General features: G+C 70.0%; 23 protein-coding genes, 2 pseudogenes and 1 riboswitch. Of the genes and pseudogenes, 10 read left to right on the top strand and 15 right to left on the bottom strand.

Annotated elements, in window-relative coordinates; all coding sequences use genetic code 11:
* Positions 1–765 carry an exodeoxyribonuclease III gene (locus ACK4ZD_RS11355; RefSeq protein ID WP_409661918.1) on the bottom strand — a complete coding sequence of 255 codons (765 nt, stop codon included), beginning with the start codon at positions 763–765 and terminating at the stop codon, positions 1–3.
* Between the two features lie 345 nt (positions 766–1,110).
* On the opposite strand from ACK4ZD_RS11355, the gene ACK4ZD_RS11350 reads away from it, so the two are divergent.
* The 5 genes from ACK4ZD_RS11350 to cobN all read left to right on the top strand — a co-directional run bounded on the left by ACK4ZD_RS11350 (position 1,111) and on the right by cobN (position 7,178).
* A complete protein-coding gene (locus ACK4ZD_RS11350) occupies positions 1,111–1,449 on the top strand; it encodes a hypothetical protein (protein ID WP_409661916.1) in 339 nt (112 codons plus the stop codon).
* A gap of 6 nt (positions 1,450–1,455) precedes the next feature.
* Positions 1,456–1,714, top strand: a riboswitch (cobalamin riboswitch).
* A gap of 69 nt (positions 1,715–1,783) precedes the next feature.
* Positions 1,784–2,323, top strand: coding sequence for a DUF2796 domain-containing protein (locus ACK4ZD_RS11345; RefSeq protein ID WP_409661914.1), 540 nt, complete (start codon positions 1,784–1,786; stop codon positions 2,321–2,323).
* 12 nt (positions 2,324–2,335) lie between these two features.
* Positions 2,336–2,800 carry a hypothetical protein gene (locus ACK4ZD_RS11340; protein ID WP_409661911.1) on the top strand — a complete coding sequence of 155 codons (465 nt, stop codon included), beginning with the start codon at positions 2,336–2,338 and terminating at the stop codon, positions 2,798–2,800.
* The gene (locus ACK4ZD_RS11335) at positions 2,797–3,126 is read left to right on the top strand and encodes a DUF2149 domain-containing protein (protein WP_409661908.1); all 330 of its coding nucleotides are present in this window, start codon (positions 2,797–2,799) and stop codon (positions 3,124–3,126) included. Before ACK4ZD_RS11340 ends, ACK4ZD_RS11335 begins: the two co-directional genes overlap by 4 nt.
* Positions 3,123–7,178, top strand: a complete 4,056-nt coding sequence (gene cobN, locus ACK4ZD_RS11330) for a cobaltochelatase subunit CobN (RefSeq protein WP_409661905.1) — start codon at positions 3,123–3,125, stop codon at positions 7,176–7,178. The genes ACK4ZD_RS11335 and cobN overlap by 4 nt, the downstream gene beginning before the upstream one ends.
* Here cobN and ACK4ZD_RS11325 read toward each other — a convergent pair.
* The 8 genes and pseudogenes from ACK4ZD_RS11325 to ACK4ZD_RS11290 all read right to left on the bottom strand — a co-directional run bounded on the left by ACK4ZD_RS11325 (position 7,139) and on the right by ACK4ZD_RS11290 (position 15,441).
* Complete coding sequence (locus ACK4ZD_RS11325; RefSeq protein ID WP_409661902.1) at positions 7,139–7,669, bottom strand: dihydrofolate reductase; 531 nt, start codon at positions 7,667–7,669, stop codon at positions 7,139–7,141. The two genes, cobN and ACK4ZD_RS11325, sit on opposite strands and share 40 nt — an antisense overlap.
* A gap of 31 nt (positions 7,670–7,700) precedes the next feature.
* The gene (locus tag ACK4ZD_RS11320) at positions 7,701–8,582 is read right to left on the bottom strand and encodes a DMT family transporter (protein WP_409661899.1); all 882 of its coding nucleotides are present in this window, start codon (positions 8,580–8,582) and stop codon (positions 7,701–7,703) included.
* A gap of 10 nt (positions 8,583–8,592) precedes the next feature.
* Positions 8,593–9,432: a thymidylate synthase gene (locus tag ACK4ZD_RS11315; RefSeq protein ID WP_409661896.1), complete on the bottom strand. Its 840-nt coding sequence runs from the start codon at positions 9,430–9,432 to the stop codon at positions 8,593–8,595.
* Positions 9,410–9,724 (bottom strand): CcdB family protein, encoded by a 315-nt coding sequence (locus tag ACK4ZD_RS11310; RefSeq protein ID WP_104301786.1) that lies wholly within the window; start codon positions 9,722–9,724, stop codon positions 9,410–9,412. Before ACK4ZD_RS11310 ends, ACK4ZD_RS11315 begins: the two co-directional genes overlap by 23 nt.
* A gap of 3 nt (positions 9,725–9,727) precedes the next feature.
* A complete protein-coding gene (locus ACK4ZD_RS11305; protein WP_245876393.1) occupies positions 9,728–9,985 on the bottom strand; it encodes a type II toxin-antitoxin system CcdA family antitoxin in 258 nt (85 codons plus the stop codon).
* Positions 9,986–10,007: 22 nt separating this feature from the next.
* Entirely contained in the window at positions 10,008–11,825 is a 1,818-nt protein-coding gene (locus ACK4ZD_RS11300) for an ABC transporter transmembrane domain-containing protein (RefSeq protein WP_409661891.1), read from the bottom strand.
* 23 nt (positions 11,826–11,848) lie between these two features.
* Positions 11,849–12,925 carry a lipocalin-like domain-containing protein gene (locus tag ACK4ZD_RS11295; RefSeq protein ID WP_409661888.1) on the bottom strand — a complete coding sequence of 359 codons (1,077 nt, stop codon included), beginning with the start codon at positions 12,923–12,925 and terminating at the stop codon, positions 11,849–11,851.
* Positions 12,925–15,441, bottom strand: a pseudogene (locus ACK4ZD_RS11290) (FtsX-like permease family protein). The gene ACK4ZD_RS11295 and the pseudogene ACK4ZD_RS11290 overlap by 1 nt, the downstream one beginning before the upstream one ends.
* A gap of 242 nt (positions 15,442–15,683) precedes the next feature.
* Between ACK4ZD_RS11290 and ACK4ZD_RS11285 the strand changes: the two are divergent.
* Positions 15,684–16,538, top strand: a complete 855-nt coding sequence (locus tag ACK4ZD_RS11285) for a GGDEF domain-containing protein (protein WP_409661884.1) — start codon at positions 15,684–15,686, stop codon at positions 16,536–16,538.
* Here the strand turns inward: ACK4ZD_RS11285 and ACK4ZD_RS11280 are convergent.
* The 4 genes from ACK4ZD_RS11280 to ACK4ZD_RS11265 all read right to left on the bottom strand — a co-directional run bounded on the left by ACK4ZD_RS11280 (position 16,529) and on the right by ACK4ZD_RS11265 (position 20,281).
* Positions 16,529–17,305 (bottom strand): MBL fold metallo-hydrolase, encoded by a 777-nt coding sequence (locus tag ACK4ZD_RS11280; protein ID WP_409661881.1) that lies wholly within the window; start codon positions 17,303–17,305, stop codon positions 16,529–16,531. The genes ACK4ZD_RS11285 and ACK4ZD_RS11280 overlap by 10 nt on opposite strands.
* 77 nt (positions 17,306–17,382) lie before the next feature.
* The gene (locus tag ACK4ZD_RS11275; protein WP_409661878.1) at positions 17,383–18,090 is read right to left on the bottom strand and encodes an ABC transporter ATP-binding protein; all 708 of its coding nucleotides are present in this window, start codon (positions 18,088–18,090) and stop codon (positions 17,383–17,385) included.
* Positions 18,087–19,025: a tRNA (adenosine(37)-N6)-dimethylallyltransferase MiaA gene (gene miaA / locus ACK4ZD_RS11270; RefSeq protein WP_409661875.1), complete on the bottom strand. Its 939-nt coding sequence runs from the start codon at positions 19,023–19,025 to the stop codon at positions 18,087–18,089. Before miaA ends, ACK4ZD_RS11275 begins: the two co-directional genes overlap by 4 nt.
* Entirely contained in the window at positions 19,022–20,281 is a 1,260-nt protein-coding gene (locus ACK4ZD_RS11265) for a multidrug effflux MFS transporter (RefSeq protein WP_409661872.1), read from the bottom strand. Before ACK4ZD_RS11265 ends, miaA begins: the two co-directional genes overlap by 4 nt.
* Before the next feature lie 195 nt (positions 20,282–20,476).
* Here ACK4ZD_RS11265 and ACK4ZD_RS11260 point away from each other — a divergent pair, with 195 nt between their 5' ends.
* Genes ACK4ZD_RS11260 through ACK4ZD_RS11250 form a run of 3 tightly spaced genes read left to right on the top strand, consistent with a single transcriptional unit; the run spans position 20,477 to position 22,063 of the window.
* Positions 20,477–20,890 carry a PA2779 family protein gene (locus ACK4ZD_RS11260; protein ID WP_409661870.1) on the top strand — a complete coding sequence of 138 codons (414 nt, stop codon included), beginning with the start codon at positions 20,477–20,479 and terminating at the stop codon, positions 20,888–20,890.
* Positions 20,887–21,834 (top strand): PA2778 family cysteine peptidase, encoded by a 948-nt coding sequence (locus ACK4ZD_RS11255; RefSeq protein ID WP_409661867.1) that lies wholly within the window; start codon positions 20,887–20,889, stop codon positions 21,832–21,834. The genes ACK4ZD_RS11260 and ACK4ZD_RS11255 overlap by 4 nt, the downstream gene beginning before the upstream one ends.
* Positions 21,835–21,850: 16 nt before the next feature.
* Positions 21,851–22,063 (top strand): hypothetical protein, encoded by a 213-nt coding sequence (locus tag ACK4ZD_RS11250; protein WP_409661864.1) that lies wholly within the window; start codon positions 21,851–21,853, stop codon positions 22,061–22,063.
* Between the two features lie 15 nt (positions 22,064–22,078).
* Here ACK4ZD_RS11250 and ACK4ZD_RS11245 read toward each other — a convergent pair whose 3' ends face one another.
* Positions 22,079–23,032 carry a pseudouridine synthase gene (locus ACK4ZD_RS11245; protein ID WP_409661862.1) on the bottom strand — a complete coding sequence of 318 codons (954 nt, stop codon included), beginning with the start codon at positions 23,030–23,032 and terminating at the stop codon, positions 22,079–22,081.
* A 78-nt stretch (positions 23,033–23,110) separates the two neighbouring features.
* Positions 23,111–24,904 carry a DNA mismatch repair endonuclease MutL gene (gene mutL, locus ACK4ZD_RS11240; protein WP_409661859.1) on the bottom strand — a complete coding sequence of 598 codons (1,794 nt, stop codon included), beginning with the start codon at positions 24,902–24,904 and terminating at the stop codon, positions 23,111–23,113.
* A 61-nt stretch (positions 24,905–24,965) separates the two neighbouring features.
* Between mutL and ACK4ZD_RS11235 the strand changes: the two are divergent.
* Positions 24,966–25,237: pseudogene (locus ACK4ZD_RS11235) on the top strand (hypothetical protein); the annotation flags it as partial.

Here is a 25,237-nt window from a genome sequence, read left to right as displayed (position 1 = left end):
TCAGGCGATCACGGCGACCACCGGCGCATGGTCGCTGGGGCGTTCGTTCTTGCGCGGGGTCTTGTCGATGGTGCAGGCTGTCACCGACGGCTTGAGCGCCTCGCTCACCAGGATGTGGTCGATGCGCAGGCCCTGGTTCTTGCGGAAGGCCAGGTTGCGGTAGTCCCACCACGACCAGCTCTTGGGCGGCTGCTCGAAGAGCCGGAAGGCGTCGTGCAGGCCCAGGGCCAGCAACTGGCGGAACTGCTCGCGCTCTTCGGGCGTGCAGTGGATCTGCCCGGCCCAGGCCACCGGGTCGTACACATCGCGGTCTTCAGGGGCGATGTTGTAGTCGCCCATCAGCACCAGCTTCGGGTGGCGGGCCAGTTCCTCGCGCACCCAGTCGTGCAGGGCGCGCATCCACTGCATCTTGTACTCGAACTTGTCGGTGCCCGGTGCCTGGCCGTTGGGGAAGTACGCCCCGATCACGCGCAGCTCACCCACGGTACCGGCGATCACACGGGCCTGCTCGTCGGCGAAGCCCGGGATGTTGCGCACCACGTCCTCGGCCGGCGTCTTGCTCAACAGGGCCACACCGTTGTAAGTCTTCTGGCCGAACCACTGCGCCGCATAGCCCGCCTGCGCGAACTCGGCGTGCGGGAATTTGTCGTCGGTAAGCTTGGTTTCCTGCAGCGCCACCACCTCGGGCTGGTGCTGGCCCAGCCAGTCCAGCACCTGGGGCAGGCGCACGGCCAGGGAGTTGACGTTCCAAGTGGCGAGTTGCATCGGGGGCCAGGTGCAAGTGGGGGACGCCGAGTTTACGCCCACGCGTTCTTGCCGAAGCGCCAGAGCGCCTCTGGCCATGAAGCGCTGGCCCGCACGACGAGGGGACCAAAAAGAAGCCTGGCTACCAGGCGGGCCGAAACCCGCCTTTGGCTGGCCAAAACGATCGAGGGCCTGAGGCCCCGGATCGCCCCACGATGACCGGCGTCGCGGCCCTGCCTGTTGCAGGGCGAGGACTTGACGCTCAGTATAAACACAAATGAGAATTGTTTGCAAATAAGGCGATGCTTCCACGATGACGAGCGGCCGCCCTGGCGGCTTTGGGCCGGATGGACGGGAGAGTCAGCCATGAACGAAGTGAGAACGTTGGCGCAGGAGCATTGCGCCTTGGTGGCACTGTATGGACAGGTGCAGACGCGCTGTAGCGCCCAGTTGCGTGAGCAGGCCCGGCGGATCGACCACCTGGAGGCCGAGGTGATGCGCCTGCGCGCGGCGGTGATCGTGCAGGAAACGGCGTTGGCGCTGGCGCGCGAAGAACGGCGCCTGCTGGAGGCCGCGCTGCCGGGCTTGCCGCGGCGCGTGGAATTGAGCCGTCGCATCGAAACGCTGGTCGAGCGCGTGCAGGTCTTGTTGCGCGAGCGCAGTCGCGGGCCTTGGGTGGCCGTCGATCGGCCCGGCCCGGGCTGAAGAGGCTGATAGGATGTGCGCGTTGGTGCTCGCGGTGCGGTTCACGTGCCGCAGTTCAACGGGAAGCTGGGGGAGGCGGGCCTGCCAGGGCCACCTCTAACCAGCGCTGCCCCCGCAACGGTAAGTGGACGGAGGGTGAGCCGATTCGAGGCCTCCTCCTGCTTTCATCTCGCAAGCCACTGGTGGTGTGCCGTCGGCATCCCCGGGAAGGCGATGAAGGTCGTTTCCATCAGCCCGGATACCGGCCAACAGGGTGGCCTGGCGTGTACGTCGGGTCGTTGAGCCCATGCACCGTCGGGGAAGGCGGTGAGGGCGCGCTTCATCGTGGATGATCATGTCTGACTTCTTCTCGCGCGCGAGCGTTTCGCCGCGCCTGCGTGCCGGCCTGTGGCTGGGTGCTAGCCTTTTTCTCGCCTCAGTGGCGCGGGCCCATGGCTCGCACAGCCACGGTCACGGGACGGTGCAACTGGTGGGCGAAGGCGCTGCGCTCATGGCGACCTTCGACGTGCCGTTGGAGGCATTCCTCGGCTACGACTACCCGCCTCGTGGCGCAGCCCAACAGGAGGTGTGGAACGCATTCAAGGCTCGTTTGCAGAACCCTTCGAACTTCCTCCAGCCCGCTGCCGAGGCCCGGTGCCGGGCGGTGCGTCACGAAGTCCAACCCGACCCGGCCACGGCCGAGCCGCAAGCCGACATCCCCAACATCGTGTATCGAGCCGAGTTCCGTTGCGACCAGCCCGAGGCGCTCCATGCGGTGTCGTTCACCGCATTTCGCGACCATCCCGGCCTGAAGCAGTTGCGCGTGCAGCTGGCCTCACCCACGGGGCGCAAGACCGCCACGGTGCGCCCGCGCTTTCCTGCGTTCACGTTCTGAGCCGAGGTCGCCATGCTGGAGCAGGGTTTTCTGCAGATCGTGCAGTGGCTGCTGACGCCGGTGCTGGTGTTGCTCGCGTTGGCCTTTGCTTATGCCCTGTGGATGGCGGGGGTGGTGACGGTCGAGGCTTGGCAGCGCCGGCGCGTGCCGGGCTTCGCCCTGTTGCGTGAGGTGGAGTCGCTCACGCTGGAGGAGCTGGAGCTGCAGGCCCTGAGTCGCATGGAGCCGCTGCGCCTGCTCAGCCGGGTCACGCCGATGCTGGGCTTGATCGCGACGATGATCCCATTGGGCCCGGCCCTGCAGGGCGTGGCCAACGGCCAGGGGCAGGCGGCGCTGTCGGTGTTCAGCGGGGCCTTTGCGGGCGTGGTGCTGGCGCTCACGGCGGCGTCGCTCGGGCTGGTGCTCTACTCGGCGCGGCGCCGTTGGCTGCTGGCCGAGTTGCTGGCAGTCAAGCGTGCGCGGGGAGAGGTCGCGTGAGCCTGCGCCATCTCAAGGTCTTCGACGAGGACGACGACGACCCGATGCTCTCGGCCATCAACCTGGTCGATGTCTTTTTGGTGCTGGTGGTGGCGCTGATGATCGCCGTGAGCGTGGCGCGTCCCATAGGTGCTGAAGCGGTGGATGCGCAAGGCGGCGTGGAGATCGTCGTGCGCGAAGGCGATCGTGAGGTGCGCCTGCGCGGCAGCGGCACGACGGGCGAAGGCGAGGGCGTGCGTGCGGGGGTGGCCTATCGGATGCGCGACGGCAGCATCGTCTACGTGCCCGAGGCATCGGCGACGCCAACTCGGGAACCGGCGCGATGAGCGGGCAGTGGGTGTGGTGGCGGCTCGCAGTGATGCTGTTTGGGCTGTTCGGTGGTGCCACCCAGGCGCGCACCCTGCTGTGGGTCACGGTCGATATCACGCCGGCGTCGCGCACGGCGCAGGTGGAGCGCGTGGCGGCCGAATTCGGTTGGCAGGTGCAGTGGCTGGATCACCCGCTGCAGGCGCAGCCGGCCCACGCGGATTTGCAGCGGGAGGCCATGGTCCGGGCCCTGGCGCGCTCGGACATGGTGTGGATCGACGCTCCGCATGCCTCGGTGGTGACCCGGCTGCAGCGCCAGTTCGGCGAGCTGTTCGAGGCCCACGCCGCGCGCCACCCGGGCAGCGTGGTGTGGATTCCTCCCACGCAGGAGCTCCCGGCGGCGGCCGATGACGGGCCCGCGCGCATGGCAGCCTATCTGCGTGCCGGGGGGCTGTTCAACCTGCGTCACGCGATGCGCCTGGCCGACACCTGGCTGGCCTCGGGCCGTTCGGCGTCGGCGCTCGTCGCGCTCGATCTGCCACCACCGAAGGCCTGGCCGGCGCGGGGCCTGTACCACCCGCGGGCTCCCGGCTTCTTCGACGACGTTGCGCAATGGCAGCGCTGGCAGGGCGAGGAGGGCCGACGCCCCGCGGTGGCCGTGCTGGTGCATCGTCATCACTTCATCGATGGCGAGACGGCATGGCTCGATCGTTGGCTGCAGCTCTTCGAGGAGCAAGGCCTGTCGGCCTATGCCGTGTTCGGCCAGCAACTCGATGCCGACGGCCTGCGCGGCCTGCTGGGCGCCGCGCCTCCGCGCGTGCTGGTGCTGCACCAGATCAGCGCGCAGTCGGCGGCCTTGCAGGCTTTGTTCCAGACCTGGGACACGCCGGTGCTGGCCACCCAGCCCTACCGGCATGGCGACACCGCCGCATGGGAGGCCGACTCCACCGGGCTGAAGCTGGCCGACACCCCGTTCTACCTCGTTCAACCCGAAGCGGCCGGGGCCATCGACCCCCTGGTTGTGACGGTCCATGGCGATGGCGGGCGGCGTATCGAACTGATCGAACGCCAGGCGCGCTCGGTAGTGGCCAAGGCGCGTCGCCTCATCGCCTTGCGCGACACGCCCGCGGCCCGCAAGCAGCTCGTGGCGATGGTCTACAACTATCCGCCCGGCGGCAGCCACTTCGGGGCGTCTTTCCTGAACGTGCCGCGCAGCCTGGAGGTGGTGAGCGCCAGCTTGGCCGAGGCGGGCTACAGGGTGCCGCTGACTCGCGAGGCCGAGTGGATCGAAGGCCTGCGACCGCTGTTGCGCGCCTACTACCCCGACGCCGACCTGCACGCACTGCTGCGCAGCGACCAGGCCGCGGCGTTGCCGCTGCAGGACTACCTGGCCTGGTGGCAGACCTTGCCAGCGTCCGTGCGTGCGCGCATTGCCGCTCGATGGGGCGAGCCGGCTTCCAGCCGTTACGTCGTGCAATGGCAAGGCGAGCCGGTGTTCGTGATTCCCCGGCTGCAGGTGGGGCACTTGGCGGTGCTGCCGCAGCCGCCGCGCGAGGAGACCCTGCGCCATGGCCAGAACCCCTTCATGCACCGTAGCCGCGAGCCGGTGTCGCACCACTACCTGGCCGTCTACCTGTGGGCGCAGCGCGCGCACGCGCTCATCCACTTCGGCACCCATGGCACGCAGGAATGGGCGCCTGGCAAGGCACGTGGGCTGGACGTGTTCGACGATGCGCTACTGCCGCTGGGTGACGTGCCGGTGGTCTATCCCTACATCGTGGACAACCTCGGTGAGGCGCTCACGGCCAAGCGCCGGGGCCGCGCGCTGCTGGTGAGCCACCGCACCCCGGTGTTCGCCACCACCGGCCTGTCGCCGACGATGGCCCGCCTGCACGAGCTGATGCATGACTGGGCAATGGCCGACCATGGCCCCACGAAACAGCAGATCGGCGAGCAATTGGTGGCCTTGATCGTCGAGAGCCGCCTGCACCATGACCTGAAGTGGACCGAGGATCAGGTCCGTGGGCGCCTGGAGGAGTTCCTCGAAGTGTTGCACCCCTGGCTCGACCAGCTTGCACATGGCAGCCAGCCGCGTGGCTTGGCCGTGTTCGGGCAGGCGCCCGACGAAGCTGCGCGCCGCCTGATGGTGCTGCAGGCCTTGCGCACGCCTTTGCTCGATGCACTGGGCGAGGACGTGGACGAGACCTTCCTCGTCGATCATCGGCAGGTGCAGGCCTCACGCCCCATGCGCTGGCTGGAGGTGGCACTGCGCGATGCGCAGGCAGCCAGCGAGCTCGACTTGCGCCCACCAGTTCCCGACAGCGCCGTGCCCAACCGGGCGGCCGCGCATGCCATCGACCGCGAGGCCCTGCGGGCGCTGGCCGAGCAGGCGCAGGCGCTGGACCGGCTCTATGCCACCGAAAACGAGCGCCAGGGCTTGCTGGCCGCATTGGAAGGGCGCTTTGTGCCGGCCGCCTATGGCGGCGACCCCTTGCGCAACCCCGACAGCCTGCCCACCGGGCGCAACCTCACCGGGCTGGACCCCAGCCGCCTGCCCACGCGCCAGGCCTACACCGTGGCGCAACTGCTTTTCGAGCAATGGCTGGGGCAATGGCGGCAAGCCCACCCCGGGCGAGCGCCGCAGCGCCTGGCGCTGTCGCTGTGGGCCGGCGAAACCTTGCGCCACCAAGGCCTCATGGAAGCCCAGGCCCTGGTGGCGCTGGGCGTGCGGCCGGTGTGGGACTCGGCAGGACGCCCCACGCGTGTGGAGCTGGTACCGTCCGAGGAGCTGGGGCGGCCGCGCGTGGATGTGCTGCTCAGTGTCACGGGCTCCTATCGCGACCAGTTCCCCGCCTTGATGGCCTTGATCGATGCGGCGGTGGCGCTGGTGAGCGCGGCCGAGCCCGCGGGCGTGGTGGCTCGGCATACCCAGCAGGTGGCGGCCGAGCTGCGTCGCCTGGGGGCCTCCGGTGCACAGGCCGAACTCCTGGCTCGCGCTCGCGTCTTCGGCAATGCCGTGGGCGACTATGGCACCGGCCTCAGCGAAGCGGTGCAGCACGATGGCCTGCGCCGGCGCGACGAACGCCTGGGCGAGCTTTTCCTGGCGCGCATGGGCCACGCCTACCTGGGCGGCGAGCCGCTCCAAGGCGTCGACGAGGGCCTCATGCACCACGGCTTCGGCGCCCACTTGCGCCGCGCCGATGCGGCCGTGCTGTCGCGCAGCTCGCACTTGTACGGCATGGTGAGTTCGGACGACCCCTTCCAGTACCTGGGGGGCCTGGCGGCCGCTGCGCGACGGGCCGGGCGCACCGAAGCCCTGCCGCTGTTCGTCCACCAACTGCAAAATGCCGACGAACCCTATTCGCACACGGCCGCGCAGAGCGTGGCGCTGGAGATGCAGTCGCGCTATCTGCACCCCGGCTGGGTGGCGGCGCAAAAGGACGAAGGCTATGCCGGCGCCTTGCAAGTGCTCAAAGCAGCGCAGTTCACCTGGGGCTGGCAAAGCGTGGTGGATGACGTGGTGCGCCCCGACCATTGGCAGAGCCTGCATGAGGTCTATGTGAAAGATCGGCTGGGCTTGGGCGTGTCCGGATGGCTGCGCAACCATCCGCAGGCCTATGCCCAGGTGATCGAACGCCTGATCCAGGCGCAGCGGCATGGCCACTGGGCCCCCGACGCCGCCACGCGGCGTGAACTGGCCCATCTGTACCGCGACTTGACGCGCGACGCCCCGCTGGCCCAGGAGCTGTCGGGTGTGCGGGCCTGGGTGGAGCGTGTGCTGAATCCCGTGGCGACGACCGCGCCGCAACGCGCCATCCGTGCACCAGACGGCGAGCCGCTGCAGCCCGGGTCCGGTGCGCCTGATGCAGCCGATGTGGCAGCCTGGGTGCCGGTCAAAGGCCAGAGGCTCGAACCCGTGCCCGCACCGTCGGCAGAAGGCCAATCCCTCGCGGCCTGGCTGGCGCTGATGCTCATGCTCGGTTTGGTCCTGGGTGGGGCACTGCAGCAGTGGCAGCGCGCCGGCCCTGGGGCTCAGGGCTCGTCCGGCACCGGTGGCGCTCGCCGCTGGTAGGTCACGAAGTGGTAGTCCCAGCCTTCGGGCGAGGTGTGCGTCTCGCGCGACACCACGGCGAAGGCCGAGCGGTCCCACTCCGGAAAGTAGGTGTCGCCCTCAAAGTCGTGGTCGATCTCGGTGAGCACCAGTTCGTCGGCCCAGGGCAGGGCTTCGGCATAGACCTGCGCCCCGCCGATCACGTAGATCTTGGTGGCGTGCTTGAGCAGCTCCAGCGCGGCTTCGAAGGAAGGGGCTTCCTCGATGCCCGGGGCCTCCCAGTGGATGTTGCGGGTGATGACCACGTTGCGCCGGCCCGGCAGCGGCTTGCCGATGGAGTCGTAGGTCTTGCGGCCCATCAGCACCGGACAGCCCATGGTGGTGCGCTTGAAGTGCTGCAGGTCTTCGGGCAGGTGCCACACGAGCTGGTTGTTTCGGCCGATCACGCCGTTGCGCGCCACGGCGGCGATGAGGGCGATCTGCGGGCGGTCCGATGGAAGGGCTTGGCTCATGCCCGCATTGTGGCGCGAGCCGGGCTGGTCGTCATCGCACGGGCATGCGACGTGGTAACAAGGCGCTGGCGATGGCCCCCATGATCAGCACGGCCGCAGCCAGGTCTTGCCAGTGCGGCACCTCGCCCACGATGAAGGTGGCCGAGCCGGTGCCGATCAGCGGCACGGCCATGATGGAAAACGCGCTGGCCGCAGGCGGCAGGGTACGCGCCATGCCGAACCAGATGATCTGCGCAAAGCCGTAGTTGATGGTGGCGCCCCACACCAGCGACCACCACATCGGCGCGCTGAACTGCCACGTGGGGGCCGGCTCCATCAGGGGGGCAATGACCCAGAAGATGACCGAGCCCATCAGCATCATCCACACGGTGAGCGCCTCGGTGGGCACGGTGCTCTTGGTGCGGCGCATCAACACGGTGCCCAGGGCCCAGCTGAAGGCGGCGATCTGCATCCACACAATGCCCACGGGCCGGCCGGCCAGGGCGGTGAACTCCTGCGCCACCAGCAGGCCCACGGCAGCGGCACCGCACACCACACTGAGAAAGACGCGGGGGCTGAGACGCTCGCCAAAGAGCAGGGCGGCGATCAGCACCGTCCAGATCGGCATCGTGAAACCCAGGATGGCCGCGCGGCCCGAGGCCAGCTCCTGCACGCCCAGGATGGAGAAGAGATGCCAGCCCAGGATGTTGGGCAGCGCGAGCCAGGCGACGCGCGCGACTTCGCCGGGGGGCAGCGCAAAGCGCACACCGCGCCAGCGGTAGAAGACCAGCAGCAGCAAGGCGCCGCCGGTCATGGTGACGGCGCGGAAGTACAGCGGGGAAAGTTCTCGCAGTGAGAACTTCATCATCGGCCAGTTCAGCCCCCACATCAGCGTGAGCAGCACCAGCGCGCCGAGCTGGCGGCGGGTCAGCATGGCAGCGGGTTCAGACGGCGACCGGGGCCTTGATGGCGGGGTGGTGCTGGTAGTCGAGCACTTCGAAATCTTCGTACTGATAGTCGAAGATCGAATCGGGCCGGCGCTTGAGATTCAGCACGGGGTAGGGGTAGGGGGCGCGCGAGAGCTGCAACTCGACCTGCTCGAAATGGTTGTTGTAGATGTGGCAGTCCCCGCCCGTCCAAATGAACTCGCCCACGCCCAGGTCGCATTGCTGGGCCAGCATGTGGGTGAGCAGGGCGTAGCTGGCGATGTTGAAGGGCACGCCCAGGAAGATGTCGGCGCTGCGCTGGTAGAGCTGGCAGCTGAGTTTGCCTTCGGCCACGTAGAACTGGAAGAAGGCGTGGCAGGGCATCAGCGCCATCTTGGGCAGATCGGCCACGTTCCAGGCACTCACGATGATGCGGCGCGAGTCGGGGGTGGTCTTGAGCTGCTGGACCACTTCGGCGATTTGGTCGATGTGGCCGCCGTCGGGGGTGGGCCAGGAGCGCCACTGCACGCCGTACACCGGCCCGAGGTCGCCATCCTCGCGCGCCCATTCGTCCCAGATGGTCACGCCGCGTTCTTGCAGCCAGCGCACGTTGCTGTCGCCGCGCAAGAACCACAGCAGCTCCAGGGCGATGCTCTTGAAGTGCACCTTCTTGGTGGTGACCAGCGGGAAGCCTTCGTTGAGGTCGAAGCGCATCTGGTGGCCGAACACGCTGCGCGTGCCGGTGCCGGTGCGGTCGGTCTTGGCCACGCCGTGCGTGTAGACGTGGCGCATGAAGTCTTCGTACTGCGAGCGGATCGGGCGGGGGAAGGTCACGTCAATAGGCTCCGAACAGCGCATCGAGCGCATTCTGGATCGCCAGGCGGTGTTCGCCCAGGTTGGCCAGGGGTTTCTTGAGTTCCGTGCAGGCAATGGCGCCGAGCGCCGCGGTGTCGAGCACGATGCGCTCGCCGGAGACGTCCAGCACCGGGTTGAGGTCGCGCGCCGGCGGGCCGAAAGCGGACTCTCGCCTCAGCGGGATCACCACCCGGGTGGCCAGGGCGCTGATGAAGTCGTTCTGCACGTCCAGCAGGTAAGGCGTGTGTTTGCGCTCGCCCGGCTCAGGGTTGGCGTAGACATCGAAGCGGGCCACGACTCAACGGCCCTTGGCGAAACTGCGGTAGCGCGCCAGCGGCAGCCCTTCGCGGGCGATGCGGTCGTTGTAGGCGTCGATGGCAGCGCGGTTCTCTTCGTTCCATCGCTCCCAGTAGCGGCGGCGCACTTCTGCCGCCAGCAACTCATCGACCGTCTGCGACAGGTTCAGCCCCAGGTCGCGGGCGGCATCCAGCACCTTGGCGTTCAGGCTGAGGTTGGTGGGCCGCTTGGGGGCATCATCGAAACGAAGCATCGTCATACCCATGAATCATGCGCATGATTCATGCGCTCTCGAATTGTAGCGCCGCGAGCTGGGCGTACGGCCCGCCGCGCGCCACCAGCTCGCCATGCGTGCCGGTCTCGACGATGCGCCCGTGCTCCATCACGACGATGCGGTCGGCACGCTGCACGGTGGCCAGGCGGTGGGCGATGACCAGGGTGGTGCGGTGGGCCATCGCGGCCTCCAGGGCCGCTTGCACCATGCGCTCGCTTTCGGCGTCGAGTGCGCTGGTGGCCTCGTCGAGCAGCAGCAGCGGCGGGTTTTTCAGGATGGCCCGGGCGATGGACAGGCGCTGGCGCTGTCCGCCGGACAGGCGCACACCGCGCTCGCCCAGGAAGCTGGCATAGCCTTCGGGCAGTGCGCGGATGAAGCCGTCGGCATGGGCTGCCTTCGCGGCGGCGATCACCTCTTCGTCGCTCGCGCCGGGGCGGCCGTAGCGGATGTTGTCCATGGCGCTGGCCGAGAAGATCACGCTGTCCTGCGGCACGATGCCGATGCGCTCGCGCAGGGCGTCGAGCGAGGCTTCGCGTACGTCCACGCCGTCGATCTCGATGCGGCCCTGCTGGACGTCATAGAAGCGCAGCAACAACTGGAAGACGGTGCTCTTGCCCGCGCCGCTGGGGCCCACCAGGGCCACGGTTTCGCCGGGGCGCACGTCCAGCGTCACATCATCCAGCGCCGGTGTCTGCGGCCGCGAGGGGTAGTGGAAGCGGACGCCCACCAGACGCACCGAGGAGCCGCCCTGCGTGGGCGGCAGCGCCACCGGATGGGCCGGGTCGGCGATGGGCGAGCGCGTGGCCAGCAGTTCCATCAGGCGTTCGGTGGCGCCGGCGGCGCGCAGAAGGTCTCCCCACACCTCCGAGAGCACGGCCACCGAGCCGATGAGGATCGTGACCAGCACGACCGTCTGCGCCAAATGGCCGGGGCTGATGTGGCCCTCGAGCACCGCGCGTGTGCCGGCGTAGAGCGACCACAGCAGGGCGCCGAAGTTGGCGATGATCACGAAAGCCACCAGCAGCGCACGCATGCGGGTGCGGCGCACCGCGGTGCCGAAGGCGCGCTCGGCGGCTTGGTGGAAGCGCTCGCGCTCGCGGTCTTCAGCGGTGTAGCTCTGCACCACGGGCATGGCGTTGAGCACCTCGCCAGCGATCGCACTGGTGTCGGCCACACGGTCTTGACTGGCGCGCGAGAGCCTGCGCACGCGCCGCCCGATCAGCAAGGCCGGCAGCAGGGCCAGCAGCATGATGCCCAGCACGTAGCTCATCACATAGGGGTTGGTGACCACCAGCATCACCAGGGCCCCCAGGCCCATCACCGCGTTGCGCAGGCCCATCGACAGGCTGGAGCCGACGACCGTCTGCACCAGCGTGGTGTCGGTGGTCAGGCGCGAGAGCACTTCGCCGGTCTGCGTGGTCTCGAAGAACTCGGGGCTTTGCTTCAGCACATGGCCGTACACGGCGGTGCGCAGGTCGGCGGTGATGCGTTCGCCCAGCCAGCTCACCATGTAGAAGCGCGCTGCGGAGAACAGGCCCAACCCCACGCCCACCCCGAAGAGCCAGCCGAAATGTGCGCGCAGGGCCACCAGGCGCTCGCCCGGTTCGGTCCCCACCAGCCCCTGATCGATGAGGCCGCGCAGCACCCAGGGAAAGGCCAGCATGGTCAGGGCGGCCAGCAGCAGGAACAGGCCGGCCACGGCCACGCGAGCGGCATAGGGCCGCACGAAGGGCGCCAGGGCGCGCAGGCCGGTGATGGACTTCGCCTGGGGCGGCTCGGTGCGTTGCGGGGACAGCGGCGCGACGGTGGCGGGGGCGGAGGACATCGGGCCAGTGTAGGCGGGCACGGCTACAGCCGCAGTGCGGCGGCGTAGCCGGTCATCTCCAGATAGCCCTGGCCGAGGCGGCGGCCTCGCAGATCGCGCAGCTCGCTGAAGCCTTCCCAGTAAATGGCACCGGTGGAGCCCCGGCTGTCGAGCTCCTGGGCGTCGAGCCGGCTGACGACCTGGAAACGACCGGCCGGCGTGACGAGCGTCCATTCCACCGGGTAGCGGGCCTGGGTGGCCGGGCTGGTCCAGATGCGGCCTGGGTGGAAGGTCACCTCGTCGGGCCCGAAGCTGCGCACGCCCTGGCCGGGCGAACGCCAACTGCCCCCGGCCCACAGGGCGTTGCCGTCGCGCCGGCGCAACCGGAAGGCGGTCAGGGCCGCACCGTCGTCGAGGTTCATGCCGATCCAGTCCCAGCCCACGGCCTCGGGATGCATCAGGGCCTCGCTCCATTCGTGGTCCAGCCAGGCGCGGCCGCTCACCGCATGCTCGCGGTCGTGCAGCCGCAGCCGGCCCTGCACCGACATCTGCGGGTGGCTGTAGTAGTGGCTGGCCTGGGAGGGGTCGGGGCCCTTGCGCGAGTAGCCGGCCTGCCCCTGCAGCAGCACCGGCTGGGTCTGGGCGATGTCGAGCTGCACACCGAAGTCCCGCGAGGCGAGCCGGGCGCGGTACAGGGCAGCCTGCACGGAGCCCTCGCGCTGCAAGCTCCAGTCGCGAAGGCGCAGGTCGGTGTCGGCTGTGCCCGCGTGTGCCAGGCCGAAGCCTTCGCGGGCGATGCGCTGGTCGTGCAGCAGCTGGCGGCCGGCCAGGTCGGTCACGGCCAGGTGGGCGAAGACGAGCTGGCGCGGGGCGAAAACACTGGGATTGTCGCCGGCGCGGTCGTTGCGCGAGCGGAAGAAGGTGATTTGAAACCCCCAGGGCAAAGCCTGTGCCGGCGCCTGCAGGGCGCCCGTGATGTACCACCATTCCGTGCGGTGCTGGGGATGGGCGCCATGATCGCGCGGGAACTGCAGCCGGGTGCCCGGCTGCACCAGCCCTTGCGCTCGCGCCAGCGCGGGGGCCAGGACGAGCGTGGCACCGAGCAGGGTGCGGCGTTGCATCACCAGTCCTCCTTGACGGCGAGCACGGCGTCGCGGCCGGCGGCGGAGCGGCCGCTGAGCACGGCGGTGAGCGCGCCGGCGGCCACCATCGCGGCCGCCAGCGCGATCAGCCGGCTCCAGGGGGGCAGCAGCTCCATGGTCCAGTGGAAGCTCTGGGGATTGATCACGTGCACGAGGATCACACTGACCGCCAGCCCCAGGGCCAGACCGAGCAGGGCCCCGGCGCCGGTCCAAACCAGCCCTTCGCCCGCGACGATGCCCAACACCTGGCCGCGCGTGAAGCCCAGATGCTGCAGCAACCCGAATTCCTTGCGCCTCGCCAGCACCTGTGCCGAAAAGCTGGCGGCCACGCCGAACAGGCCGATGGCGATGGCCACGGCCTGCAGCCAGTAGGTCACGGCAAAACTGCGGTCGAAGATGCGCAGCGAGGCGGCACGGATCTCGCGCGGCTCGGCGAACTCGATGAGGGCCGGGTCGGGGGCGAGGGTCCGCACGGCGGCCTGCACCTCGCCTGTGGAGGTGCCGTCGTCCAGCCACAGGGCCAGGTCGTTGACGCGGGCATCGCCGCTCAGGCGAAGGAAGTCGGCACTGTCGATCACCACGCTGCCGTGCTGCCGAGCATAGTCGCGCCAGATGCCGCGGACCCAGGTGGGCACGGGGGGGCGGCCCTCGATCAGCGGCAGGGCGAACACCTGGCCGGGCCGCACGCCGTAGAGGTCCACCACGGCCTAGCTGACATAGCTGGAGACGAGTCCGGCATGGGGCGGCAGCAGGGCTCCGGTGAGCGGCAGGGCCTGCGCCGGGGTGGACAGCGGGCGGGCGATGAGCACCACGCCGGGGCGCGCCGGATCGAGGTTCAGTGTCACCACACGCAGGGTTTCGACGTGGCGCACGCCCGGCAGGGTGCGCACCGCCTCCACGAAACCCGGGTCGAGGAAGGCGGCCTCGGCGGCCGCCGAGCTGACGGCCGTGCGCGCATAGAGATCGGCCGGCAGCACGGCATCGAGCCAGCCCGAGACCGAGGCACGGAAGCTGGCGACCATGGTGGTCAGGGCCACCGCGAGGCTGAGGCTGGCCACCACGCCAGCCACCGCGACGGTGGCCGTGTGGCCCTGATGACGGGCACGCTGCAGTGCCAGCAGCACCCCGGGGTGGCGCCGCAGGCGTGCCGGCCCTGCGGCGGTCAGCCCGCTGACCACCGCCGGCACGCAGACGATGCCGCCGAGCAGCACGGCCGCCACGGCGAAATAGGCAAACAGCGGCAGCCCGGCCACCGGGGGCAGCAGCGCCAGCGCCCCCCCGGCGGCCAGGAGCCCCAGACCCCAGACGGGATGGGCCCGGCCGGTGGCGCCCGGGCCCAGGCCCTTCAGTCCCTGAGCGGGCGCCAGGCGCTGCGCCATGCGTGCCGGCAGCCAGCTGCCGGCCAGCGCAGCCGTCACGCCCAGGCCGGCATAGCCCAGGGCGGCCGGGGTGGACCATTGCAGGCGGGGCGCCACGCCCGGGAAGAAACCGCCGCCCAGATCGCCGGCCAGCCAGGTCAGCGCACCTTGCGCCAGCGCCGTTCCCAGGGCCAGACCCAGCACGCTGCCCAGGCCGCCCAGCGCCGCGGCTTCGGCCAGCACCAGCCGCAGGCGTTCGCGCTCGTCCAACCCCAGCACGCCCAGCAGCGCGAACTGCGGCACCCGCTTGGCCACCGACAGCGACATCACCGAGAACACCAGGAAGGCGCCGGTGAACAGGGCCACCAGGGCCAGCACGGTGAGGTTGACGCGGTAGGCCCGCGAGACATTGGACAGGCGCTGCGAGGCCTGGTCGGGCGTCTGCGGCTGCACGTCGGGCGGCAGGTCGAGCGTGCGCTGCACCGCCTCCCAACGTTCGCCCGGCTGCAGGCGCAGGTCGATGCGGCTGAGCCGCCCGAGGAGGCCGAAGTGCCATTGGGCGGCGGCGATGTCGGCCACGGCCAGTGGCGGGCCCGGGGCCGCAACCTCACCCACCACGGTGAACCTGCGCCAAGCCAGTCCGTTCTGGACCTCGACGGTGTCGCCCGGGGCGAGCCCCAAGGCCTCGCGCGCCGTGGCGTTCAGAGACAGGCTGTCGGGAGCGAGCAGCGCCAAGCGGTCCTGGCCCTCGGCCAGACGCGGTGCCAGCGCCGGTGCGAGCTCCGGCGCGACGAGCGGATCGAGCCCGACCAGCCGGAGGGCGACGCGCCGGCCGAGGCGGTCGCGGGCGTAGGTGGACAGCTCGATCACCGGACTGGCCCGGGCGATGCCGGGATGGCGCACGAGCGTGTCGTACACGGACTCATCGAACCCGCCGCGCACGGCGCGCAGTTCCACGTCGGGCTCGCCCTGGATCGAGCGCACCGCCGCGCTGAACTCGCCCAGGGCCGACTGGTTGATCAGGTGCACCGCGAAGGCCAGGGCCACCCCCAGCACGACGGCCAGCAGGGCCAAGCCGTGGCGCCAGGGGTGGCGACGCCACTCGGGCCAGGAGCATCGGCACAGCAGGCGGACGATGGTGGGGGCAGGCGCCGCTTGCGGTGCAATCAAAGCGAGCAGGTTCACGTTCCCGATTGTCGGCCCCGCCACCGACACCGAGGTCGGCCCGGCCGACTCGACCCCGATCGCCCCGAGGTCGTCGTTTGCGGGGGTGGCGCAGCCAATGACGATCCCCCGTGAATAAGGGGGGGGTCTTGGTGCGCCGCAATATTGGCATCGACGAGCTGTGCCATCATGCTTGTCGATTTATCTACTGCGCCATGGCGCGCTGGATCGTGACCCCAACGCCATCGATGCCCGAGCCCTATCAGCCTGTGCCGCCGTGGCTGGCTTGGTTGCAGCGCACGGTTTTGGCCCTGGGCTTGGCGCGTGCCACCGTGGCCTTGGTGATTCTGGTGTGGCTGACGGCATTGATGGTCACGTTCGTCGTGTTGCGCGTGTCCGGGCAGGGCTCGCTGGCCTTGGGCTGGAGAATTGCCACCGTGTGCGTGTGGCTGATCGGCCCGGTGGTCGGATACGCGATGTTGCGCATGTTTTTCGAGCTCGAGCGTGCCCGTCGGCGGGTGGCCTTGCTGGCGGTCACCGACGAGCTGACCGGCTGCTACAACCGGCGCCACTTCATGGAGCGCGCCGAGGTCGAACTTTTGCGGTCGCGACGCCATGGCCTGGACATGGCGTTGGTGTTGATCGATGCCGACGGCTTCAAGCAGGTCAACGACACCTACGGCCATCAATGCGGCGACGAGCTGCTGCGTCAGATGGCGCTGCGCTGCCGGGCTTCGCTGCGGGGTACCGATGTGCTGGCGCGCTTCGGCGGCGAGGAACTGGTCTTGCTATTGCCCCAAACCGATCTGGCCGGGGCCATGGCCATCGCGGAACGCATCCGCAAGCAGGTGCAGGCCTTGTCGCTGGACTGGCGGGGCCAAACGATCACCTTGACCGTCAGCTTGGGGGTGGCTGCATTGCGCTGCCACCCTGACATCGACGCGCTCATCCGCGATGCGGACCATGCGCTGTACGAGGCCAAGCGGGCCGGGCGCAACCGCGTGCATGGGGCGCGCGAACAGGGCGGGCCGCCGGGCTTTGCATTGGCGGGCGCCGCTCCTCAGGCGTAGCCCGAAGGAACGGCATAGTGTGCATCGGCCAGCAGGTCGATGCCGCACGACAGATCCTGAACCCACTCGATGAACTCTCGCACCGCCGCGCCGGCCAATGGGGCCCCGTGTTGGGGCACGATCATCTCGATGTCCAGCGTGCGCACCATGCGAGCCCACAGGCGCAGCACCTTGTTCGAGACCATGTAGCGGCGGTGGAAACCGTCCATGGCGGGCAGATGTCCCGACAGCGACGTGATGGGCTGGCGAGGGTTGATGTGTCGGCCGATGGAGGCCCCCAAGTCGCCGGAGAACAGGATGCGGCTGACGGGGTCGTAGAACTGGAAGTTGCCTTCGGCATGCAGGAAGTGCGCGGGCAGTGCCCATAGTTCGTTGCGTCCAATGCGGATGCGCACACCCGGGTCGGGGATGCCGATCACTCGCCCGGCGGTCTTGCCCGGTTTGCAAAAATGCGGCACGAAACGCTCCCACACACGCGAGATGTACACCGGCGCCGCCGTGGCCGTCATCCAACGGTCCAGCGAGGCGATGATGTCCGGGTCGGCGTGCGAAGCCAGGATGGCCGAGAGCTGGTGCGGCGGGAAATGCCTGGTCATGCCCAGGTACAGCTCGCTGTAGGCCAGGTTGCCGCCGGGGTCGATGATGGCGCCCGTGTCCTCGTCCACGATCAAGAATTGATTGGCCTGCACGGCTTCCCCTGCGTCCGGGGCCGTGTCGCAAAACATGAGGCAGCGGTGGCCTCGTTGGTGGTACAGCTCGATGGGCATGGGCGCTGCGCGCGTGGCGTGAAGGTCTCGACGAGCGCGACTCTAGGGAGGAACCCGCGGTCGCGGCTTGACATCCCTCAATGCGCCGACCCGAATCCGAGGGGGTTGCTCGGGATTGCGGCGCCCGGACACAGCCCGTGGGGCGTGAGTTTGTAGACCTGGTCGGCGTGGGCCGCGGCGGCCTGCGAATGAGTCACCAGCACACAGGCCGCGCCATGCTGGCGCACCTGAGCGGCCAGCGCCTGCATCACGCGCTCGGCGGTGTCGGGGTCGAGGTTGCCCGAGGGTTCATCGGCCAGCAGCAGCGCGGGCCGGTGCACCAGCGCGCGGGCGATGGCCACGCGCTGCAGCTGGCCTCCCGAGAGCTGCTCGGGCAGGCGCTCCGCCAGGGCCTGCAGCCCCACCTCGGACAACACCTCCTGCACCCGCGCGGGATCGTCGCGGCCGAGCAGCAGCAAGGGCAGGGCCACGTTGTCGGCCACGCTCAGGTGCGGCAGCACGTGGAAAGCTTGGAAGACGAAGCCCAGGTGGGTGCGCCGCAGCCTGGCACGACCGGACTCGTCCAGGGTGGCGAGATCCTGCCCCAGCACCTCGATGCGACCGGCCGTGGGTGCATCGAGCCCAGCCAGGCAGTTGAGCAGTGTGGACTTGCCCACGCCGGACTCCCCCAGCAAGGCGATGAAGCGGCCGGCCGGCAGTTCCAGGTCCACGCCCTCGAAGACGGGGGTCTCGCCGTAGCGCTTGGCCAGGCCTTGGACGCGCAGCACGGGCCTGGGGCTCGTCATCGCCACTCCTTCGCCCAGGCCTGTGCCCGCCGCACCACCTGATCGATGGCGTCAGGGTGGTCGCAGGCCACGGCCTCGCGCCATGGCATGCTGCGCAGCCAGGTGAGCTGGCGCTTGGCGAGCTGCCGGGTGGCGGCGATGCCGCGCTCGGCCAGCGTCCCGGGGGGATGCACGCCGTCGAGCATCTCCCACACCTGCCGGTAGCCCACGCAGCGCATCGACGGCAGGGCCAGGCTCAGGTCACCGCGTGCACGCAAGGCGCGCACCTCGTCGATGAGCCCGGCGGCCAGCATGGCCTGGAAGCGCTCGGCAATGCGCTGGTGCAGCCAGGCCCGATCCCCGGGCTCCAGGGCGATCAGCCGGGGCCGCTCGTTGGGCCCGCGGGAGGAGCGGCCCGTGTGCCAGTGCGACAGCGGCCGGCCGCTCAGCTCCCACACCTCCAGCGCACGCTGGATGCGTTGGCTGTCATTGGGCGAGAGTCGCGCGGCGGTGGCCGGATCCACCCGGGCCAGTTCGGCATGCAGGGCCGGCCAGCCGCAGTCGGCCGCGCGCGCATCGATGCGCGCCCGCACCGCAGCATCGGCGGCGGGCAGCGTGTCCATCCCGTCGAAGAGGGCCTTGAAGTAGAGCAAGGTGCCGCCCACGAGCACCGGCAGCCTCCCGCGCGCATGGATCTCGCTGACGAGCCGGGTGGCGTCGGCCACGAACTGGGCGGCGCTGTAGGCTTCGGCGGGGTCGATCAGGTCGATGAGGTGGTGGGGCACCGCAGCGCGTTCGGCCGCGCTGGGCTTGGCCGTGCCGATGTCCATGCCGCGGTAGACCAGGGCCGAGTCCACACTGATGATCTCGATGGGCAGCACCCGCGCCAGCGCCAGCGCGGCGGCGGTCTTGCCCGAGGCGGTGGGCCCGGCGAGGCACAGATAGGGGCTGCTCATCGCGGCGTATTGTCCTGGGCTTCCTGCACCGCCGCCGGCGTGGGGTGACCATGCCGGCCCACCCCCACCAGGGCCGCGAAGGCCAGCGCGAAGCACCACCCGGCGATGGTCAGCGACAGAGGGTAGACGGTGCCGTTGTAGCTCCAGCCCATCCAGTAGCCCATGCCGAAGGCCAGGGCCATGCTGAGGAAGCCCGACAAGGCCGTGGCCGCGCCGGCGCGTGTCGGGAACGGCCCGACCGCACCCACCTGGGCGCAGGGCTGGTGGATGCCATGCGCAAAGGTGTAGATGAAGGCGGGGATCATCAGCGCCAGCGGGTGATGCACCCCGGCCAGCGCCAGGCCGGCCATCGACGTACCGGCGGCCAGCGAGACGAAGGCGGCCAGTCGGATGGAACGCACCATGCCCCGTCTGGGCACGAGGCGCCGGCATACCGCCGAGCCAATCAGGAAGCCCGAGGTCACGAAGGCGAAGGCCAGGCCGTACTCGCGCCGCGACAGGCCCAGCACGTCCACCATCACGAACGACGAGCCGGCGATGAAGCAGAACAGCCCGGCATAGGTGAAGCTCGACACCGCGGTGTAGGCCCAGAAGCCGCGATGGCTCAGCACCACGCGCCAGTTGTCCAGCAGCGGGCGCAGGCGCAGGGCCTCGGGGTTGGGTCGCTGCAGGGTTTCGGGCAGCCGCAGCGCGATGACGGCCAGGCCGGTCGCACCGAACAGCGTGAGCACGCCGAAGGCGCCGCGCCAGCCCAGCGTGGTTTCGAGGTAGCCGCCCAGGATGGGCCCCGCCACCGGGAGCAGGCCCATCCAGGTGGCCGCGCGCGCCATCACATGGGCACCCTGGGCCGGGTCGTAGAGGTCGCGCAGCATCGCACGGGCACACACGACACAGGCCGCCATGCCCAGGCCCTGGCCGGCCCGGCAGACGATCAGCCAGGCGATGTTCGGCGACACCAGGGCCGCCGCACTCGACAGCGTGTACAGGGACAGCCCGCCCAGCAGCACCGGGCGGCGGCCGAAGCGGTCGGCCACCGGGCCGAGCACGAGCTGGCCGGCGCCAAAGCTGATCACCAGCACGCTCAGTGTGAGCTGCACCGTGGTGAGCGGCACGCCGAAGACCTGCGGCAGCGAGGGCAGCGAAGGCAGGTACAGGTCGGTGGACACCGGCTGGGTGCCCAGCAGCAGCATCAGGGCCAGCACGACCACGCGGGTGGAGGGTGGGGCGGCAAGGGGGGAGACGGTGGTGGAGGACAAGAGACTGTGCAAGCCGGTTCGGGAAGCCGGCCGAGCGTAGCAGACTTGGGGCTTTCCCCTGTCCGGATCACATTTGTAAACAGAGTCGGTGCAGGCCGTGGTTCGGATGGGAAATTTTCATCGCACAATGTCCAGGCGCGGCGGTCCCGCCCGTGCCGGCCGTGTTCCCCTCACGAACAAGAGAAGGAGTCCCTCATGTCCCGCTTCATCCGCGCCGTTGCGCTGACCGTTTCGCTGTCCATGGGCACCGTGGCCCTTGCGCAACCGGGGCAGCTCACCCTGATCACCACCGAGCAGATCGCGCAGGAGGGCGCGCTGGCCGCCCGCTCGGCCGCGGGCGAGGCCTCGCGTGAGCGGCTGGCCGCCGAACTCGACCGGCCTGAACTGCAGGCCAAGCTGCAGGAATGGGGCGTGAGCCCCGAGCAGGCCCGTGCCCGCGTGGACGCCCTGACCGACGAGGAAGCCCAGCGTCTGGTGGCCCGGATCGACCAAGCACCGGCCGGTGCCGGCGACGTGCTCGGCGCGATCGTCTTCATCTTTGTGCTGCTGCTGGTGACCGACATCCTGGGCCTGACCAAGGTCTTCCCCTTCACCCGTTCGGTGCGTTGAACGCTGCGGTGTCGCGCCGCGGCTGGCTGGCCGGCGCCGCCGCGGCCATCCTCGGTCTGAGCGGTTGCGCCACCCAGACTGCGGCGCTGCGTGCCGGGGCTGTGGCCGGCCTGCCCCGTCGCGCGGAGCTCGAGCACGTTCCCTTTTTTGCCCAGGGCGGGCCCGATCTGTGCGGCCCCGAGACCCTGGCCACGGTGCTGCAGGCCCAGGGCCTGCCCGCCACGCCAACCGACCTGGTGCCTCAGGTCTACCTGCCGGGACGACGCGGCTCACTGCAAGTCGAGATGCTGGCCGCGGCCCGGCGCGCCGGGGCGGTGGCGGTGCGGCTGCCGCCGACGCTGCAGGCCCTGTGCGAGGAGATCGCCGCCGGCCATCCGGTGCTGGTGCTGCAGAACCTCGGCCTGAGCCTGGCGCCGGCCTGGCACTATGCCGTGGCCGTCGGCTACGACCTCGACGAAGGGTGGATGATCCTGCGCTCGGGCCGAGAGCGTCGCCAGCATCTGGCCCTGCGCACCTTCGAACACACCTGGGCACGCTCGGAGCACTGGGCCTTCGTGGCGCTGGCTCCGGGCCGCCTGCCCCGCACCGCCACCGAGGACGAGATGGTCCGCGCCCTGGTGGCCTACGAGCGGGTGGCGACGCCCGAACGGGCCGTGCAGGCTTATGAAGCCGCGCGCACGCGCTGGAGCGACAACCTCACGATCGCCATGGGCCTGGGCAACACCTTGTACGCTGTGGGCCGCAAGGCCGAGGCGGCGCAGGCCTTCGAGGCCGCTGCGCGCCGCCATGCCAGCGCCGCCGCCTGGGTGAACCTGGGCCTGGTCGCGCTGGATCTGGGTCAGCGCGAGCGGGCCGGCGCGGCAGCCCGCGAAGCCCTGGCCCTGGGCGGCCCGTGGGCCGATCGGGCCCGGGCCCTGGTCGAGCGTGTAGAGTCGCAGCCCTGACCCTGGAGACTTCCGCATGAAAACCGTCTACGCCATCGTCGGCGCCGCCCTGATCGTGCTGGGCGGGGTCGTGCTGTTCCACGGCCTGTCCTTCACCCAGAACGAGACCGTCTTTCAGGTGGGCAACCTCAAGGCCGAAGTGCGCAAGGAAGAACGCATTCCGTCGTGGGCTGGAGGGGTGGCGATCGCAGCCGGCCTGGTGCTGGTGGTGATCGGCTTGCGCAAGTGAGGCCGGCGAGGGTGTTCAGAACCGCTCGCAAGGCCCCAAGTAGCGCCACTGGCCCGGCGGCAGGGCGCCCAGCACCACGCGGCCGATGCGGATGCGCTTGAGGCCCACGACCTTCAGCCCCACCAGCTCGCACATGCGCCGGATCTGGCGCTTGCGGCCCTCGCGCAGCACGAAGCGCAATTGATGCTCGTTCTGCCAGCTCACCTGGGCGGGCTTCAGCGCATGGCCGTCGAGGCTGAGCCCGTGGCGCAGCAGGGCCAGCTGGTCGGGCGGCAAGGTCTGCGACGGCGGGCCGACGTGCGCGGCCTGCGGGTGTTCCACGCGCACCAGGTACTCTTTCTCCACGGCGGAGTCTTCGCCGATCAGGTGACGCGCGATGCGGCCGTCCTGCGTGAGCACGAGCAGACCCGTCGAGTCGATGTCGAGCCGTCCCGCGGGCGCCAGCTTGCGCAGGTGATGCCGGCCGAAGCGCAGCGGGCTCGGATCCTGGCTCCAGTGGTTGTCGGGCGTAATGAGCACTACGGCGGGCGGGTGGCCGTCTTCGGCCTGGCCGCTCACATAGCCGATCGGCTTGTTCAGCAAGATGGTGACACGTTGGTCTTGCTCATGCCGCGCGGCTGGATCCACCTCGATGCGCTGATGCGGCAGCACCCGCGCGCCCAAGGTGTCGACCACCTGGCCGTCCACCCGCACCCAGCCGCGTTCGATCCACAGGTCGGCCTCGCGGCGCGAGGCCAGACCCAGCGCGCTCAGGCGCTTGGACAGGCGCTCGCCCGGCTGCGTTGACGCCGGGGCTGATGACGGCCCGGGCATGGGAGGGGTGTTTGGCGCGGGGGGCGTGAGGGGCAGGGCGCGTGAACGCGGGGCCGACCCGGCGCCGCGCACCGGCGGGCGCAGGCGCTTGGCGGACGTGTCGGCTGAGGAGGCCGAGGGCTTGCGGGGCAGTGACAGCTTGGAGCGAGACATCATGACGACGAGGTGATGTGAGTGGCCATTGGACCATGTCCGGCGGCGGCTGCAGTTGCGAGCCGGGAGGCAAGACGAGCTTCAACGCCCGCGCAGGAAAAGGGCATCGAGCTCGCGCAACGTGAGCTGCCGCCAGGTCGGGCGGCCGTGGTTGCACTGGTCGGCACGCTCGGTGCGTTCCATGTCGCGCAGTAAGGCGTTCATCTCGTCCAGGGACAGGCGCCGGTTGGCGCGCACGGCGCCGTGGCAAGCCATCGTGGCCAGCAGCTCGTGCTGGGCCCGCTCGATGACGTTGCTCGCGTCGTACTGCGCCAGCTCGGCCAGCACGCTGCGGGCCAGCTCCACCACGTTCGCGTCAGCCAGGGCCGTGGGGCGTGAGCGCACGGCCAGCGTGGTCGGCGACAGCGGCGTGATTTCCAGCCCGAGCGTGAGCAGGGCCTCGTGGCAGGTTTCGGCCGTGGCCACTTCCTGCGGCGTGGCTGCGAAGGTGGCCGGGATCAGCAGCGGCTGAGATTCAATGCGCCGGCCCTGCAAGTGTTGCTTGAGGCGCTCGTAGACGATGCGCTCATGGGCGGCATGCATGTCCACGATCACCAGCCCCTGGGCGTTCTCAGCGAGCACGTAGATGCCGCCCACCTGGGCGATGGCCCGACCCAGCGGCCAGTCCTCGGGGTTCCAGGCTTCGAGGGCTGCCGTCGCAGCCGGGCGGGGCCCGGCAGGCGGCGTTTCTTGCGCGAACAGCACGGCGGCCTGCTGCAGGCCCAAGCTGGACTGCACCTGCGGGGGCGGGTTCCAGCGCGGCACCAACGACGGCTGCGAAGGGCCAGTGCCCGCCATGTCCGGTGCGGCGGGCGCCTGCGCTGCCGTTCCCGCGCGGGACAGGGCCAGTGCGTCCTCGACCGCATGGCGCACGGCTTGGTGCACTTCGCGCGAGTCGCGGAAGCGCACCTCGATCTTGGTGGGATGCACGTTCACGTCGACCCGCTCCGGCGCGATCTCGAGGAAGAGCACGTAGCTGGGCTGGCGCGAGCCATGCAGCACGTCTTCATACGCCGAGCGCACGCCGTGGGCGAGCAGCTTGTCGCGCACGTAGCGGCCGTTGACATAGCAGTACTGCAGGTCCGCCCGCGCCCGTGCCGCATCGGGCAGTCCCGCCCGGCCGAAGACGCGCAGCGGGCCGACGCGGGCGTCCACCGCGCGGCTTTGCGCGATGAAGTCCTCGCCCAGCACGTCGCGCAGCCGCTGCTCGCCGCTGCCGCGGCGCCACTGGGCCACCAGCTTGCCTTCATGCCAGACGGCAAAGCCCACGTCGGGCCGCACCAGGGCATGGCGGCGCACGGCTTCCAGGCAATGCGCCAGCTCCGTGGCATCGGTCTTGAGGAATTTGCGGCGCGCCGGCGTGTTGAAGAAGAGCTCGCGCACCTCCACGCTGGTGCCCACGCCGCGTGCCGCCGGGCTCAGTTCGCCCGAGCGTGCGTCCAGCCGGTGGGCGTGGGCTGCCTCGGGCGGGCGGCTGCACAGGGCGACCTCGGCCACCGAGGCGATCGCCGCCAGCGCCTCGCCCCGGAAGCCCATGGTCTGCACCTGCTCCAGTTCGGCCAGCGAGGCGATCTTGCTGGTGGCATGGCGGCGCAGCGCCAGCGGCATCTCGTCGGCCGGCATGCCCTGGCCGTCGTCTTCGACGACGATGGCGCGCACGCCCCCGGCCACCAGCTTCACCGTCACCTCGGTGGCTCCGGCGTCCAGTGCGTTGTCCACCAGCTCGCGCACCACCGAGGCCGGCCGCTCGACCACCTCGCCCGCAGCGATCTGGCTGACCAGCTCGTCGGGCAGTTCGCGGATGGGCCGGCGCGGGGGAAGGGAAGGGGCATTCATTCACGGGGATTGTAGGAGGGCCATCCCTGCGCCGTGACCCCGACAGGGATAATCGCGGCCCATGGAACCGATCACCTTCCTGATCGACTTCATCCTGAATGTCGACGAGCATCTGGCCAGCTTCGTGGCCGCCTACGGGACCTGGGTGTACGCCCTGCTGTTCGCCATCGTCTTCGTCGAGACCGGGCTGGTGGTCATGCCCTTCCTGCCGGGGGATTCCCTGCTGTTCGTGGTGGGCACGATGTGCGGGGCGGGCCTGCTGGACATCCGGCTGTCCATCGGGCTGCTGCTGGTGGCCGCCATCGCGGGCGACCAGGTCAACTACTCCATCGG

Source organism: Caldimonas sp. (genome assembly GCF_046291045.1).
GTDB lineage: Bacteria > Pseudomonadota > Gammaproteobacteria > Burkholderiales > Burkholderiaceae_C > Caldimonas.
This window is presented reverse-complemented; position numbering and strand designations above follow the sequence as displayed.